This is a genomic window from Streptomyces sp. NPDC004031 (assembly GCF_053604375.1).
The window spans coordinates 180,065-194,547 of sequence record NZ_JBSGHL010000004.1 but is presented as its reverse complement, the minus strand read 5'-3'; the positions used below and the strand labels follow the sequence as shown (position 1 = coordinate 194,547).

Genomic DNA, 14,483 nt, shown 5'->3' with positions numbered 1-14,483 from the left:
CGAACACGGCGCGAGGCCGTGGGATCCGAACAGGCCGCCGCCCCGCGGGGCGGCGGCCGGGTGGTCGTCGTGGGCGTGGACGACTCCGACTCCTCCTGGCGCGCCGTCGCCTACGCCGTCGGCCTGGCCCGCCGCCAGGACGCGCTGCTCGTGCTCGTCCACGTACTGCCGCAGCACGCATCCGCGATGTTCGGCGGCGTGGCCTGGATGCTCGCCACCGACGACGTCGCGCTCGCCGCGCACCTGCGCGACCGCATCGCCCTCGGCCTCGGACCCGCCCCCGGATTGCCCGCGCCCCGCTGGGAGTTCCAGCTGCTGCGGTCGGCGAGCGTCGCCGCGGGCCTGGCGACGACGGCGGACGAGCTGCGCGCCGACACCGTCGTCATCGGCACGTCCCGCGGACTGCGCCACCGGCTGTTCGGCTCGCCGGGCGTCCGCCTCGTCAGAACCCGCCGCTGGCCGGTGATCGTGGTGCCGTGAGCCGCCCCCGGGGCACCGCCGCGGGCCGCGCGCCCGGTCGGTGTGCTGGTCGCGGGGCAGGGCGGATGCGCGGGACGTGTGTCGCACCCCGTGACAGCCGGGGCCACGGTTGCTTGAATGCGGGAGGCGCCCGGCCTGCCGCGGCGCCACCGCTGTCCGCCGACCGCTGGAGCGTCCGCCGTGCAGATGTCCCGCCGTACCCTGCTCTCGACGCTCCCCGCCGGGGCGCTGCTGGCCCTGGCCGGGCGGATACCCGCCGCGTCCGCCGCCGACCCGGACGACGCCGCCCGCGTCGTCGCCAACGCCACCGCCGTCTTCTGCGGCACCGCGGACTCCAACGCCCGCCCCGAGGTGGCCGGCAAGCTCGCCGCGATCCAGTCCGCCGCCACCTCGCACCTCGCCGCCATGGACGCCGCGGGCAGCGGCGAGCTCTTCCACGGCGTGGACCTCGGCACCAGCGACCCGCATCTGAGCACCTCCTTCCAGTACCTCTACGAGATCGCCGTCGCCACCCGTGCCCCCGGCTCCGCGCTGCTGGCCGACGCCGCCGTGCAGCAACGCGTCATCGACGGCCTGACCTGGCTCTACGACCACTACTACGGCGACCAGTCGGCCGGCTACTACGGCAACTGGTTCACCTGGGAGATCGGCATCTCCACCTACGCCAGCCGCACTCTGGTGCTGCTCGGCGACACCCTCGCCGCCACCGCGCCCGCGCTGACCGCCACCTATGTCGCCGCGATGGACGCGTACCTGCGCAACGGCAAGAACGGTGACGTCGACCTCGACTCGCGCTTTCACACCGGCGCCAACCTCGCCGACATCACCACCAACCGCGTCCTGCAGGGCGCCGCGCTCGGCGACGCCGCCCGCATCACCAAGGCCGTCACCGACCAGCTCACCGTCTACGCCACCGTCGACCCGTACGCGCTCCGGCACGGCGTCACCGACGGCTTCTACGCGGACGGCTCCTTCCTCCAGCACTCCTCCGTCGCCTACACCGGCTCCTACGGCACCGGGCTGCTCACCCGCGTCACGCAGACCGTCAAACTCCTCGACGGCACCGGTTACGCCCCCGACGGCACCGGCTACGCCCCCGACGGCGGCGGCCTCGCCGACATCGCCGCCGGATGGGTCGCCGACAGCTTCGCGCCGCTGATCGTCGAAGGCTGGATGACCGAGGCGGTCAAGGGCCGCGCCGTCTCCCGGACCGGCACCGGATACGCCGACACCGCCCCCGTCATCGAGGCCGTCACCGACCTGTCCGGCCACGCCACCGGCGAGCGCGCCACCGCCCTCGCCTCGTACGTCAAGCACCTGCGGCAGGTCACCCGGGCGGCGCCCGACCCGGCCGGCTTCGTCTCCCCGGTCAGCGTCGCCGCCTACGCCGCGATCCTCGCCGACCCCGGCGTGCCCGCACGCGACATCAACCCCGCCGCGCTGCACAGCGCCTACCCCGCCATGGACCGCAGCGTCCACCGCCGCCCCGGCTGGACCTTCGTGCTCGCCCGCAGCTCCGCGCGCATCAGCGGCTACGAGTACATGAGCGGCGAGAACCTGCTGCCCTGGCACCAGGGCGCCGGCGCCCACTACCTCTACCTCGCCGGGCAGGACCAGACCGCGGCCTTCGGCGTCGACTACTTCACCACCGTGCCGCCCGACCGGCTCGCCGGCGTCACCGCCCCCGACGAACCCCGGCTCAGCGTCCCCGAGCTGTACGGCACCCAGTGGTACGACAACCCCGCCGCCGGATTCACCTCCTCCTCGGAGTCCCAGAACACCTACGTCTACTTCCCGCGCGGCACCAACACGCACTCCGGCGGCGCCGCCCTCGGCCCCTACGGCAGCGCCGCCATGGTCTACGCGCCCGACGCGGCCTGGACCGCCGCCCAGGCGGGCCTGCTCCCCGCCGGCTTCACCGCCTACCGCGCCGCCGACGCCACCAGGTCCTGGTTCATGCTCGACGACGAGATCGTGGTGCTCTCCGCCGGGGTCGGCGACTCCGCCGGGCGCGCCGTCACCACGACCGCCGACGCGCGCATCGCCGGGGCGTCCGCCGCGATCGCCCTCACCGGCCGCACCCGCGACGGCGCCCCCGTCACCGGGCCCGGCACCGCGAGGCTGGCGTGGCTGCGGTACGCCGACACCACGCAGGGCACCGCGGTCGGCTACGCCCTCCTCGGCCCGCACCGGCCCGACGCCACGGTGGGACTCGACACCGTCACCCGCAGCCGCCGCACCGTGCGGCTGACCAACCCCGACACGGCCGTCACCAGGCAGGTCTTCACCCTCGCCTTCCACCAGGCCGCGGGCGCCCCGCACACGGCGTTCGCGTACGCCGTCCTCCCCGGCGCGAGCGAGTCCCGGCTGCGCGCGTACGCCGCGGGCGGGCCCGTCTCGGTGCTCGCCAACACCACCGCCGTCCAGGCCGTACGCCACGCCGGACTCGGCCTGCTCGGCGTCAACACCTTCACACCGGGCCGGCACCGGACCGGACGCCTCACCGTCGACGGGGCGGCCTGCGTGCTGGTGCGCGAGGCGCGCGACGGGACGGTGGAGGTGGCCGTCGCCGACCCCACCACCACCCGGGACACGGTGACCCTCCATCTCGCCGGCCGCCCCCTGCGCCCCGTCGCCCCGTCCCCCGGCATCACCGCCCGCGCGGGGGTGGGCGGCACGACGCTGCGGGTGACGACCCGCCACACGTACGGGGCGTCCCTGAGCATGACCTTGCGGTGACCTCGCCGGGGGCGCCCCGGGCTGCCCCGGGAGGTGCGTTTCGCGGCCCCGCGGCTCGCCCGTTGCCGCACGGAGGGGCTCGCGCGTACCGTGCGCGCGACCATCCACGCACCGCAAGGCCGAGGGGGCGCCCCGCGGGTCGGGCCCGGGAACCGGAGGAGTTGAGGGGGCGTCACCCCGGGTGGAGGTGACAGGAATGAGCGGACCCCATTTCCTCGCCGTCTACGCGGCGGCGTTCGTCCTCGCCGGCATCGGCACCGCCCTCGTGCGGTCGGCACAGGGCAAACGACTCCGTGCGACGGTGCCGAGCACCGTCGCGCCCGCACCCGACCCTTACACCGTCGCCGTCCTGAGCGGCGGCCGCACCCGCGTCGTGGACACCGCCGTGCACGCGCTCGTCACCGGGGGCGGGCTGCGGGTCGGGCGCGACCACCGGATCACGCCGTGCGGCACCCCCGTGCCCGCCGACGCCGTGGCCGCGGACGTCGTCGCGGCGGTCGGCGGCCCGCACGGCGCCACCCTGTCCGAGGTCCGCTCCCGGGTCGCCGACCGGGCGGCCGCCTGGCAGGTCGTCACGGACGCCACCGCGCGCGGGCTGCTGCTGGCCCCGGGCAAGCGCGCGTCGCTCGCCCTCGCTGCGCTCGCGCCGATGCTCGTGGTCTTCTGCGCCGGGCTGGGCCGGCTCGGCTACGGCGTGCACCGGCACCACCCGGTGGGCCTGCTGCTGGCGGAACTGGCGGTCAGCGCGATCATCCTGCTCGTCGTCGGCAGCTCCACGCCGCGCCGCACCGCCGCGGCCGAGCGGATGCTGGAGCAGGCCCGCGGCATGGCCCCGTCCGCCGCGGCCCCGGCGCACGCCGGGCAGCCCGCGGTGCTCGCCGACAGCCCGCTGATGCCCGCCGCGGTGATGGGCGTCGCGCTCATCGGCGCCGGGGCGGTCCTGGACGGCGATCTGCGCGACGCGCTCTTCGGCGGCCTGAGCACCGGCTCCTCCGGAGGCGGCGGCAGCGGCTGCGGCACGGACTCGGGCGGGAGCGGCGGCGGTTGCGGCGGCGGAGGGTGCGGGGGAGGCTGCGGCGGGTGCGGGGGATGACGCCCGCCCCGGCCCCCGAACTGGGCTACGGCATCGGGTGGCGCCGCCCCATCGACCTCACCGTCGAGCGCCTGCCCGGCGTCGACTTCGTCGAGGTCATCGCGGAGAACCTCGACCCGCGGCGGCTCTTCCCGTCCCTGGAGGCGCTGCGGGAGCGCGCGGTCCCGGTGGTGCCGCACGGCGTCTCACTGTCGCTGGGCGGCGCGGAGCGCCCCGACCCCGCGCGGCTCGCACACCTGGCCGCCTGCGCGAAGGCGCTGGACGCGCCACTGGTCAGCGAGCACATCGCCTTCACCCGGGCGGGACAGTGGGAGGCCGGGCACCTGATCCCGGTGCCGCGGACGCGGGACACCGTCGCCGTCGTCGCCGAGAACGTCAGGATCGCGCAGGACCACCTGCCCGTACCGCTCGCGCTGGAGAACATCGCACCGCTGCTCGCCTGGCCCGGCGAGGAGCTGACGGAGGGGCAGTTCCTCGCCGAGATCGCGGAGCGCACGGACGCGCTGCTGCTCGTGGACGTCGCCAACCTGCACACCGCCCGGGTGAACCTCGGCATCGACCCACAACGCGTCCTGCGGGAACTGCCGCTGGAACGCCTGGGGTACGTGCACGTCGCCGGGGGCGTCGAACGCGACGGGGTGTGGCACGACACCCACACCCACCCCGTGCCCGCGCCCGTACTCGACCTGCTCGCCGACCTCGCGGGCCGGACCCGGCTGCCCGGCGTCCTCCTCGAACGCGACGGCGCCTACCCGACCGACGCCGAACTCGCGGGCGAACTCGCCGCGATCCGCGCGGCCGTCGCGCGCGGGCGCCCCGCATGACCGCGGCCGAACGGGCGGCCCTGGGCGCGGCCCAGGAGGCACTGCTCGCCGCGCTCGTGGGCGGCGCGGACGCCCCGCCCGGCTTCGACCCGGAGCGCCTCCGCGTCCAGGCCGCCGTCCTGCGCGCCAAACGCCACCCCCACGCCTCGCACGCCGCCGCACCCGCACCCCGCCCCGGCCTCCTCCGCCGCCTGACCGGCCGGGGCACGCCCTAGGGAAACCGGGTGCGCCGACCACCCGCCGGGCGGAACACTGTGCGGATGAGCTCCGCGGTCTCCCTCACCCCGCAGGAACGGGCACTCGGCCACGTCGCCGGGCTGGCCTCCGGCCCGCCGCTGGACCCCGCGCTGCGGGTGACCCTCAACTTCCACCCGGACCGCACGGTGCGCGGCAGGCCCATCCTCGACGCGATGGCCGAGGACGGCGTCTACCGCTCGCAGTTCGTGACAGGCACGAGCAACGGCGGGCTGACCGCCCACCCCGGCGGCGACCGGTGGCGCTGGGAGAGCCGGATCTTCGCCGGGGCGTACGACGACGCGCCCGCCCACGAACGGCCCGTCTACGGCGCGCTCAACTTCCGCGGCAAACCCGCCGGCGCCGCGCCGCGGTTCGGCTCCGCCCACTTCCGGCTCACCGCCGAGCCACTGGCACGGACCACCTTCTGCTACCCCGACAGCTTCCACGAGCCCGCCGACTTCGGCGTGGCCGCGCGCATGCCCCTCGTCGCCCTGGCCCTCGCCGACCAGCAGGACGACCTCGACGACTACGTCGAGGCCCAGGTCCACGGCCCCGTCCGCCCGGACCGGCACGTGGAGGCGCTCGTCCTCGACCCCTGCTACCGCGGCACCCCCGTCGAGACCGCGGCACTGCGCCTGGGCTGCCCCGTCGAATGGCACGGCGGCTTCCGGCTCACCCTCACCGAACTGCGCCGCCACCCCGCCTACCGGGGCCCGCAGTACATCGACCTCGCCACCCGGATCGCCATCGACGGCCTCCTCGACCCCCGCATCCTCGGAACCGCCGCATCCTCCGGCACCCACGACCCCCAGGCCCTCAAAAAAATCTGGCACTACCTGGCCCGCTTCGGCCCCCCCACCCCCTGACCCCCCGCCATCCCACCCCCGACAGCGACCCAGCCGGGTTGCCGCCTGTGCGGGTGAGGGCGCCTTATCAGGGGCGCGTGGGGGGTACCTCCCAGGCGGAGCTCTGGGGGAGAACTGCGCGAGCGGCCACGACGGCGGGCAGGTCGGCGTCCTACCGCAGGTGGCAGCCGGGTTGCCGCTCCTGCGGGTGGGGGTGAGTGCCCCGTCAGGGGCGCGGGGAACTGCGCGAGCGGCCACGACGGCGGGCAGGTCGGCGTCCTACCGCAGGTGGCAGCCGGGTTGCCGCTCCTGCGGGTGAGGGTGAGTGCCCCGCCAGGGGCGCGTGGGGGTACCTCCCAGGCGGAGCTCTGGGGGAGAACTGCGCGATCAGCCCCGACGGCGGGCCGTTCGGCGTCCTACCGCACGTGGCAGCCCGGTTGCCGACGCCCTCGGCCCGGCAGAGGCCCCCGGGCGGCAGCCCGTTCGCCCCCCTAAGCCGCCCGCAGGGACTCGTGGAGGTGCGCCGTGAGCGCCCCCGGAGTGGGTGACGGGAAGCGGGCGGAGAGGTGGCCGTCGGGGCGGACGACGAGGGCCTCGGGCGGCACCGCCCGGTAGGCCCGGCGGAAGGCGGCGTCGCGGTCGTGGACGCGCGGCACCCCGAGCCCGTCGCCGGGCGCGCCGGGCGCGAGGACCGCGAAGACGTTGAGCCGCCCGCGCGCGGCGCTGCGCGCGGCGGTCGCGCAGGCCCGCAGCTCCTGCGCGGGGGAGTCCTCGTCGGCGTACAGCAGCAGTGTGTGGTGCGGGCTGCGCAGCAGGTCGAAGAGCCGTACCGGGTAGGCGGCGATGTCGCCGGTGAGCCCGTGGCAGTCGGGCGCCCGGTCGCCGGGCCGGGGTCCGTCGCCGCCGGGGGCAGGCGTGACGACGGGGCTGCCCGCGTAGGAGACGAGGAGTTGAGCCTCGCGCAGCACGTCCGCCTCCGCGCCGCCCTGCCGGGCGTGCAGCACCGTCCGTTCCACGACTTCCGCGCCGACCGGCCGCCGCTCCGCGCCGTAGCTGTCGAGCAGCCCGTCCGCCGCGGCGTCCTGCACGGTGAGGGCGAGTTTCCAGGCGAGGTTGTACGCGTCCTGGATGCCGGTGTTCATGCCCTGCGCGCCGGTGGGCGGGTGGATGTGGGCGGCGTCACCGGCGAGGAGGACGCGTCCGGCGCCGTAGCGTTCGGCGAGCCGGTGGCCGATGCGGAAGACGGACGACCAGCGCATCCGCCGCGCGGTGACCTCCCGCGGCGAGAGCCGGTCGAGCACGGCCTGTATGTGCCCCAGTTCCGGCGCCCGCCCGGCTTCCAGGCCGTGCGCGGCCTCCGCGTCCTGCGGGGCGCCGCCCGCCAGTTCGGCGGGCACCCGCATCGACATCCGGTAGCGGCCGCGTCCGGGCAGCGGTACGCACACCAGCAGGTCGTCGATGCCGCCCGCGGCGTCGTGGTGGAGCGAGCGGACGGCGTAGCCGGGCGGCAGGTCCCAGTCGACCTCGACGTCACCGAGCATGTACTCCTCGGGGAAGGCGTCCCCCTCGAAGGCGATGCCCAGCTCGTGCCGGGTGCGGCTGTGGGCGCCGTCGCAGCCGACCAGGTAGCGGGCCCGTACGGTCTCGGCGCCGCCGGGCGCGCCGAGCCGGGCGCGCACCCCGTCGTCGTCCTGTTCGAGGCCGAGCAGTTCGGTGCCGCGTTCGACGTGGCCGCCGTACGCCTCCAGGTGCCGGGTCAGCAGCCGCTCGGTGGCGTCCTGCGGCAGCGCCGCGAAGCCGTACGGCACGTCGGGCGGCAGGTTCAGCTCCACCCGCGGCCCGGGGCGGCCGTCGACGAAGACCAGCTGGCCGTACAGCGGTACGGCGGCGTCGAGGGCGTCGCGCACCAGCCCCATCGCGTCCCACACCTCGAAGGTGCGCGGCAGCACCCCGACCGCCCTGGCGTACGGCTGCGGTTCGGTGCGCCGGTCCACGATCCGGCAGCCGACGCCGCGGCGGCGCAGCTCCAGCGCCGTGGTCAGCCCGACCGGGCCCGCGCCCACGACCAGCACCTCGGTCTCGCCCATGCTCGCTCCCCGGCGTCGGGAGGTCCCCCGGGGGAGGGCGCGGCACGCGCCGCCACCGCCCCCGGCTGTCACTTGTTTCAGCCTGCGCCCGCCCCGCCTGCACCGCATCTTCACCCGTCCGGGGGGAACCGGCGGGCTGTCCGCGGCATCAGATATAAATGGGCCTTCACGCGCTCGGCGGCGCCGGTACGCGCGTACTTTCCGTGGGTGGGGTCCGGATTTCTCGGGGGGATGTGCCATGAGCTGGGGCCAGCAGGGCGACAACGGCGGCGGCTACGGGGGAAGCGGCGGCCACCCGGGCGGCGGTGGCGGCGGTGCCTTCGGCCCGCCCCCGCCGATGCCCCCGACCCCGCCTCCGCCCCCGCCGTTCGGCCCGCCGCCGATGCCCCCGGCTCCGCCGGTCCCGCCCGCGCCCGCCGACCCGCTGCGCGCCGTGGCCGTGGGCCTGCTGAACCTCAGCGGCCTCGGCCTGGGCTATCTGCTGACGCGCCGCTGGCTCGCCCTCGCGGTGGCGCTCATCGGCACCGGCGTCTTCCTGGTCACCGTGCTGCCCGCCGACGCGGACGGCGTGTCCGGCGGCATGCTCGTGACGTATCTGGTCTTCCTCGCGCTGACCGCCGTGCACGGCGCCCTGCGCGGACTGCGCACCCGGCTGTCCTTCCCGCCGCAGGCGCCGCTGGCCCTGCTGATGGGCCTGGTGCTGCTCGCGGTGCCGGCCGGCGCGGTCGTCTACTACAAGGGCGCCAAGGACGACGCCGTCCAGCAGCAGTTGCTGGACCGGCTGGACAAGGCCGACAAGCTCGTGCAGACGGCCAAGGCCAAACCGTTCGCGTCCGCCAAGAGCGACTTCGACTCCGCCCTCAGCACATACAACGACCTGCACACCAAGCACGCGGACTCCAAGGCCGGCAAGAAGGTCCCGGACCGGATGCAGACCTTCTACACCGCCGTCGGCGGGGCGTACGAGCAGAAGAAGTACTGCGACGCGATAGACCCGCTCACCTACCTGCGCACGACGGTCCCGCAGCACATCGACGCCAAGGCCGTCGGCACCCTCGCCGGCTGGCCCGACGACAGGCTCGCGACCTCGCTCTACGAATGCGGCTGGACCGAGCTGACGTCCTCCACCGACGGCGCCGCGAGCGAGAGCGGCAAGCTCGGCACGCTGCTCACCACCTTCCCGCACTCGCCGCAGGCCGCGAAGGTCGAGCCGGCGCTGCGCGCGGAGATCGACAGCGCCGGCAAGCTCGTCACGGGCAGCGACCCCTGCTCGGCGCTCGACAAGCTGGACACCCTCGGCTCCGACGCCGCCGACCTGCCCGGCGACAAGGCCGGTGTCGCCGGCACGCTCGACGCCGATGTCCGGAAGGCGAACGGCTACTCCGAGACCGGCATGTACAACTGCGGCGTGTCGCAGTACAAGGACGGCAGCTTCGACGACGCGCTGGACACGCTGAACAAGTTCAAGGACAAGTACCCGAAGGACAAGAACCGCGCCTCCGCCCAGAAGATCGCGATCGCCGCGGAGATAGCCACCAAGATCCCCGCGGCGGGCAAGAAGATGCCCGGCAACGGCAGCGGCGGCTCCATCAGTGTGACCTTCACCAACGACAGCCCCGACCCGATCCAGATCCTCTACACGGGCAAGATCACCGGCAGCTTCACCCTCAAGGGGTGCAGCGGGTGCAGCGCCTACCTGAGCGACTCCCTCGCGCAGAGCCTGGCCTGCAAGGACAGCAAGGCGCACTACGCCAAGCACACCCTGCACCTGCCCGCCGGGACGTCGTACATCATGCAGAAGCCGCTCGACGCGAGCGACGACACGACGCCGGTCGCCGACACCCGCAACTTCCAGGGCGGCTACATCTACACCCAGTGCGCGTACGTCCTCCAGTCGTACGGCAGCCTCTGACGTTCCGACGCCCGCGCCTCTGACGGCGGCACCTGACGGCCGCGCCCCCCGGATCTCCGGCGGGCGCGGCCGTCGGCGTGAAACCGGCCGTGGTCCGTCCCCCGGGCGGCCGACCACGGCGCGCGGCCGGGCCGCGCGGGACGCAGTCTGACCGGGAGGCGGCCGCACCGGCGCCACGGCGGGACGAGTGACGACGAGGTGAAGGAGCCCGCGATGCCGAGCCCCGTGCTGGAGTGGACCGCCCGCGTGCTGGCCGCCGCCGGGCTGGCGGTCGACGCGTACGTCCACGCCGACCTCGCCCCGCAGTACGACGCGGTGAAGGCCACCTTCAGCCAGGGCGACCTCTTCCGCATCGAGGCGGCGATCTCCGCGCTGGCCGCTCTTCTCGTCCTGGTCTGGCGGCGGCTGCCCTCCGCCGTCTTCGGCTGGCTCGTCGCGGCGGGCGGCTTCGCGCTCATCATGATCTACCGCTACGTGGACGTCGGAAAGCTTGGTCCGGTGCCGGACATGTACGAGCCGGTCTGGTACACGGAGAAGTGGGTCGCCGCGGTGGCCCAGCTGGTGGCCGTCGCGGCCTGCCTGGTGCTGATCCCGCTCGACCTGCTGGCGCTGCGCGCCCGGCGGCACCGCAGGTCGGTGCGCTGATCCGCGCACCGCAGGTCGGTGCGCCGATCCGTCAGCGCGGGCCGAGCGAGCCGCCGTGCAGCACCAGCAGGGCCACGGCGGTGACGGCGAGGACCAGCGTCGTCAGGAACGGCAGCCGGCTCGCGGCCGCCGGGCCCGCGGGTGCGGCGGTCGTCGCCGCCGCGAGGACGCCGGTCAGGGCGAGCGCCGCCCAGCCCGCCGGCCCCACCGGTCCCGGTGGCCCGAACACCAGCACCGCCGACGCGGCGAGCAGCGGCAGCGGGCCCAGCACCCGGCAGCGCCGGGCGCCCAGCCGCTGTGGCAGGCCGCGGACCCCCGCGGCCAGATCCGCGTCGATGTCCGGCAGCACGTTCGTGACGTGCGCGCCCACACCGAGCAGCGCGCCCGCTGCGAGCGCCCACCCCGGCGGCCACGGACGACCCGGCAGGCCCAGCGTCACGAACGCCGGGAGCAGGCCGAAGGCGAGCGCGTACGGCAGCCACGAGGCCGCCGTGCGCTTCACCCCGAGGTTGTACGCCCACGCCGCCGCCACCCCCGTGAGGTGGGCGGCACCGGCGAGGCGGCCCACCGCGAGGGAGAGCGGGACGCACGCGGCGAGCGCGAGGCCCGCGGCGGTGGCGATCGTGCCCCGGGACGCCCCGCCCGCCGCCAGCGGCTTGTCGCGGCGGGCGGCCGCGGTGTCCCGCGCGGCGTCTACGGCGTCGTTGCACCAGCCGACCGACAGCTGGCCGCTCAGCACCGCGGCGGCGAGCAGCACGCAGTGGCCGGTGTCCGCGCCGGAAGCCGCTGCGAGGACGCCCATCACACCGGTGACGGCGGCGCACGCCTCCGGATGACTCGCCCTCACCACGCCCCACACCCTCCCCACTTTGCCCCGCCGCTCTCCCGGCCCCCCGCTCCCACGCCGGTCCGCCCCTCCCGGGGGGCGACACGACCGGGCGGCGGGGTAAATCGGGTGAAGTCATACGTATGCTGAGCAAATGACCCGAATCGGCGCCGTCCACACGGCGCTTCCGCCGTACCGGTACGAGCAGTACGAGATCACGGAAGCGCTCGCGAGCATGGCGCCGGACGGCGCGGCGGGGCGGACGCCGCAGGGCCGCACCCGCGCACCCGGGCGGGACGTCCTCGCGCGGATGCACGCCGCGTCCGGTGTGCGGACCCGCCACCTCGCCCTTCCCCTTGAGCGCTACGCGCGGCTCACGAGCTTCGGCGAGGCCAACGACCTGTTCATCGAGCAGGCCCAGGTGCTGGGCGGCGAGGCGGTGCGGGGCGCGCTGGACGCGGCCGGTGTCGCGCCGGACGAGGTGGATCTGGTGATCTCCACCTCGGTCACGGGCGTGGCCGCCCCGTCCGTGGAGGCGCGGCTCGCGGGGCGGCTGGGGCTGCGGCCGGACGTGAAGCGGCTGCCGCTGTTCGGGCTGGGGTGCGCGGGCGGGGCCGCGGGCCTCGCGCGGCTGCACGACTACCTCCAGGCGCGCCCGCGCGCGGTGGCCGTGCTGCTGTCGGTGGAACTGTGCTCGCTGACGCTGCAGCGCGGCGACACCTCCGCGGCCAACGCCGTGGCGGGCTCGCTGTTCGGCGACGGCGCCGCCGCGGTCGTCGCGGTGGGACGGGACCGCGCGGCGTCCGGGCCGGAGGTGGTGGCGGCCCGCAGCAGGCTCTACCCGGACACCGGGGACCTGCTCGGCTGGCACATCGGCGCGGGCGGCTTCCGTATCGTGCTGGGCGGCGAGCTGCCCCGCCTGGTGCGCCGTCATGTGGGGCCGGAGGTCGAGGACTTCCTCGCCGGGCACGGGCTGAAGCCGCGGGACGTGACCGGCTGGGTGTGCCATCCGGGCGGCCCGCGCGTGCTGGAGGCGGTGCGCGAGGCACTGGACCTGCCGGCCCGCGCGCTGGAGGCGTCCTGGCGCTCGCTCGCCGAGGTCGGCAACCTCTCCTCGGCGTCGGTGCTGCACATCCTGCGGGACGTGCTCGCGGGGGAGCGCCCGCTGCCCGGCAGCCCGGGGCTGGTGCTGGCGATGGGGCCGGGCTTCTGCTCCGAGACCGTCCTGCTGCGCTGGTAGCCGCCGATGTCCGGGTACACCCTGCTGGTGCTGCTGGTCGCCGCCGAGCGGCTGGTCGAACTGGCCGCGGCGCGCCGCGGCGCGCGCTGGAGCTTCGCGCGCGGCGGCACCGAGTACGGCGCCGGGCACTACCCGGTGATGGTGCTGCTGCACACCGGGCTGCTGGCCGGCTGCCTGGCCGAGGTCCACGCCATGGGACGGCCCTTCGTCCCTGCGCTGGGCTGGCCGATGCTGGGGCTCGCGCTCGGCGCGCAGGTGCTGCGCTGGTGGTGCATCGGCACGCTGGGGCCGCGCTGGAACACCCGGGTGATCGTCGTCCCCGGCCTGCCGCTCGTGGACCGCGGACCGTACCGGGTGCTGCGGCACCCCAACTACCTGGCCGTGGTGGTGGAGGGCGCGGCGCTGCCGCTGGTGCACGGGGCGTGGCTGACGGCGCTGTGCTTCGGCCTGGCGAACACCGCGCTGCTCGCGGTGCGGCTGCGGTGCGAGAACGCCGCGCTCGCGGCGGCGGCCCCCGCGTGATCGACCTGCTGGTGGCGGGCGGCGGCCCGGCGGGCCTGGCCACCGCGATCCACGCCGCCCGCGCGGGCCTCGACGTGGTCGTCGCGGAGCCCCGGCCGGGGCCGGTGGACAAGGCGTGCGGGGAGGGCCTGATGCCCTCGGCGGTACGGCGGCTGGCCGCGCTGGGCGTGGACGTGCCAGGAGCCGCGCTGCACGGCATCGCCTATCTCGACGGGCGGCACCGCGCCGAGGCCCGCTTCCGCGGCACGCCCGGCCGGGGCGTGCGCCGCACCGCGCTGCACACCGCGCTCGCGGCCACCGCGGCGGGCCTGGGCGTACCGGTCCTGCCGCTGCGGGTCGACGGAGTGCGGCAGGACGCCCGCAGCGTCACCGCCGCCGGGATCACCGCCCGCTATCTGGCCGCGGCCGACGGCCTGCACTCGCCGCTGCGGCGCGCGCTGCGGCTCGGCGCGGACACCGGCCCGGCGGCGCCGGGGGAGCGGCCCGCCCGCTACGGGCTGCGCCGGCACTTCGCGGTGCCGCCGTGGAGCGACGTCGTCGAGGTGCACTGGTCGGCGCGCGCCGAGGCGTATGTGACGCCGGTCGGGCCGGACCTGGTGGGCGTCGCGGTGCTGACCGCCGACCGCGGCCCGTTCGCCGCGCAGCTCGCCGCCTTCCCCCGGCTGCTGGAGCGGCTGCCCGCGCAGGCCGCGACCGCCGCCCGCGGCGCGGGTCCGCTGCGGCAGCGGGTACGGACCCGGGCGGCGGGCCGGGTCCTGCTGGTCGGCGACGCGGCGGGCTACGTCGACGCGCTGACCGGCGAGGGCATCGCGGTCGCCCTGGCGGCGGCCGAGCAGCTGGTGCGCTGCGTGCTGGCGGACCGCCCGCAGGACTACGACGCGGCGTGGCGCCGCGTCTCCCGCGACTACCGGATGCTGACCGGCTCCCTGCTGTGGCTGCGCGCCCGCCCGTGGTCGGCCCGCCGCATCGTCCCGGCCGCCGCCCGCTGCCCGGCCCTGTTCACCTCCGCGGTCAACCGGCTGTCCTGAGCCCG

The 14,483-nt window shown here is 76.0% G+C and carries 13 protein-coding genes; 11 read left to right on the top strand and 2 right to left on the bottom strand.

Features of this window, described 5'->3' with window-relative positions:
* Positions 1-18: 18 nt before the first annotated feature.
* The 6 genes from ACWERV_RS04105 (at position 19) to ACWERV_RS04080 (ending at position 6,239) form a co-directional block, all read left to right on the top strand.
* Complete coding sequence (locus ACWERV_RS04105; RefSeq protein WP_452928451.1) at positions 19-480, top strand: universal stress protein; 462 nt, start codon at positions 19-21, stop codon at positions 478-480.
* A gap of 180 nt (positions 481-660) precedes the next feature.
* Positions 661-3,219, top strand: a complete 2,559-nt coding sequence (locus tag ACWERV_RS04100; protein WP_452928448.1) for a polysaccharide lyase family 8 super-sandwich domain-containing protein — start codon at positions 661-663, stop codon at positions 3,217-3,219.
* Positions 3,220-3,415: 196 nt separating this feature from the next.
* The gene (locus tag ACWERV_RS04095) at positions 3,416-4,312 is read left to right on the top strand and encodes a TIGR04222 domain-containing membrane protein (protein ID WP_452928445.1); all 897 of its coding nucleotides are present in this window, start codon (positions 3,416-3,418) and stop codon (positions 4,310-4,312) included.
* Complete coding sequence (locus ACWERV_RS04090) at positions 4,309-5,136, top strand: DUF692 domain-containing protein (protein WP_452928442.1); 828 nt, start codon at positions 4,309-4,311, stop codon at positions 5,134-5,136. Before ACWERV_RS04095 ends, ACWERV_RS04090 begins: the two co-directional genes overlap by 4 nt.
* Positions 5,133-5,351 (top strand): hypothetical protein, encoded by a 219-nt coding sequence (locus ACWERV_RS04085; protein ID WP_452928439.1) that lies wholly within the window; start codon positions 5,133-5,135, stop codon positions 5,349-5,351. Before ACWERV_RS04090 ends, ACWERV_RS04085 begins: the two co-directional genes overlap by 4 nt.
* Positions 5,352-5,396: 45 nt before the next feature.
* Positions 5,397-6,239: a DUF3626 domain-containing protein gene (locus tag ACWERV_RS04080; protein ID WP_452928436.1), complete on the top strand. Its 843-nt coding sequence runs from the start codon at positions 5,397-5,399 to the stop codon at positions 6,237-6,239.
* A 470-nt stretch (positions 6,240-6,709) separates the two neighbouring features.
* On the opposite strand, the gene ACWERV_RS04075 is transcribed toward ACWERV_RS04080, so the two are convergent.
* Complete coding sequence (locus ACWERV_RS04075; protein WP_452928433.1) at positions 6,710-8,305, bottom strand: FAD-dependent monooxygenase; 1,596 nt, start codon at positions 8,303-8,305, stop codon at positions 6,710-6,712.
* Positions 8,306-8,543: 238 nt separating this feature from the next.
* Here ACWERV_RS04075 and ACWERV_RS04070 point away from each other — a divergent pair, with 238 nt between their 5' ends.
* Together ACWERV_RS04070 and ACWERV_RS04065 are read left to right on the top strand one after the other, a co-directional pair.
* Positions 8,544-10,217 carry a hypothetical protein gene (locus ACWERV_RS04070; RefSeq protein ID WP_452928430.1) on the top strand — a complete coding sequence of 558 codons (1,674 nt, stop codon included), beginning with the start codon at positions 8,544-8,546 and terminating at the stop codon, positions 10,215-10,217.
* Positions 10,218-10,430: 213 nt separating this feature from the next.
* Positions 10,431-10,862, top strand: a complete 432-nt coding sequence (locus ACWERV_RS04065) for a hypothetical protein (RefSeq protein WP_398190631.1) — start codon at positions 10,431-10,433, stop codon at positions 10,860-10,862.
* 31 nt (positions 10,863-10,893) lie between these two features.
* Here the strand turns inward: ACWERV_RS04065 and ACWERV_RS04060 are convergent, their stop codons facing one another.
* A complete protein-coding gene (locus ACWERV_RS04060) occupies positions 10,894-11,712 on the bottom strand; it encodes a UbiA family prenyltransferase (protein ID WP_452928427.1) in 819 nt (272 codons plus the stop codon).
* A gap of 130 nt (positions 11,713-11,842) precedes the next feature.
* Between ACWERV_RS04060 and ACWERV_RS04055 the strand changes: the two genes are divergently transcribed.
* Genes ACWERV_RS04055 through ACWERV_RS04045 form a run of 3 tightly spaced genes read left to right on the top strand, consistent with a single transcriptional unit; the run spans position 11,843 to position 14,478 of the window.
* Positions 11,843-12,928: a type III polyketide synthase gene (locus tag ACWERV_RS04055; RefSeq protein WP_452928424.1), complete on the top strand. Its 1,086-nt coding sequence runs from the start codon at positions 11,843-11,845 to the stop codon at positions 12,926-12,928.
* Positions 12,929-12,934: 6 nt separating this feature from the next.
* Entirely contained in the window at positions 12,935-13,450 is a 516-nt protein-coding gene (locus ACWERV_RS04050) for an isoprenylcysteine carboxyl methyltransferase family protein (protein WP_452928421.1), read from the top strand.
* On the top strand, positions 13,447-14,478 hold the full coding sequence (locus ACWERV_RS04045; protein ID WP_452928418.1) for an NAD(P)/FAD-dependent oxidoreductase: 1,032 nt from the start codon (positions 13,447-13,449) through the stop codon (positions 14,476-14,478). The genes ACWERV_RS04050 and ACWERV_RS04045 overlap by 4 nt, the downstream gene beginning before the upstream one ends.
* Positions 14,479-14,483 lie beyond the last annotated feature (5 nt).

Coding starts and splice junctions, on each gene's coding strand:
- ACWERV_RS04080 (WP_452928436.1), top strand. CDS start 5,397: ATGAGCTCCGCGGTCTCCCTCACCCCGCAGGAACGGGCACTCGGCCAC.
- ACWERV_RS04095 (WP_452928445.1), top strand. CDS start 3,416: ATGAGCGGACCCCATTTCCTCGCCGTCTACGCGGCGGCGTTCGTCCTC.
- ACWERV_RS04090 (WP_452928442.1), top strand. CDS start 4,309: ATGACGCCCGCCCCGGCCCCCGAACTGGGCTACGGCATCGGGTGGCGC.
- ACWERV_RS04070 (WP_452928430.1), top strand. CDS start 8,544: ATGAGCTGGGGCCAGCAGGGCGACAACGGCGGCGGCTACGGGGGAAGC.
- ACWERV_RS04065 (WP_398190631.1), top strand. CDS start 10,431: ATGCCGAGCCCCGTGCTGGAGTGGACCGCCCGCGTGCTGGCCGCCGCC.
- ACWERV_RS04085 (WP_452928439.1), top strand. CDS start 5,133: ATGACCGCGGCCGAACGGGCGGCCCTGGGCGCGGCCCAGGAGGCACTG.
- ACWERV_RS04050 (WP_452928421.1), top strand. CDS start 12,935: ATGTCCGGGTACACCCTGCTGGTGCTGCTGGTCGCCGCCGAGCGGCTG.
- ACWERV_RS04055 (WP_452928424.1), top strand. CDS start 11,843: ATGACCCGAATCGGCGCCGTCCACACGGCGCTTCCGCCGTACCGGTAC.
- ACWERV_RS04075 (WP_452928433.1), bottom strand. CDS start 8,305: ATGGGCGAGACCGAGGTGCTGGTCGTGGGCGCGGGCCCGGTCGGGCTG.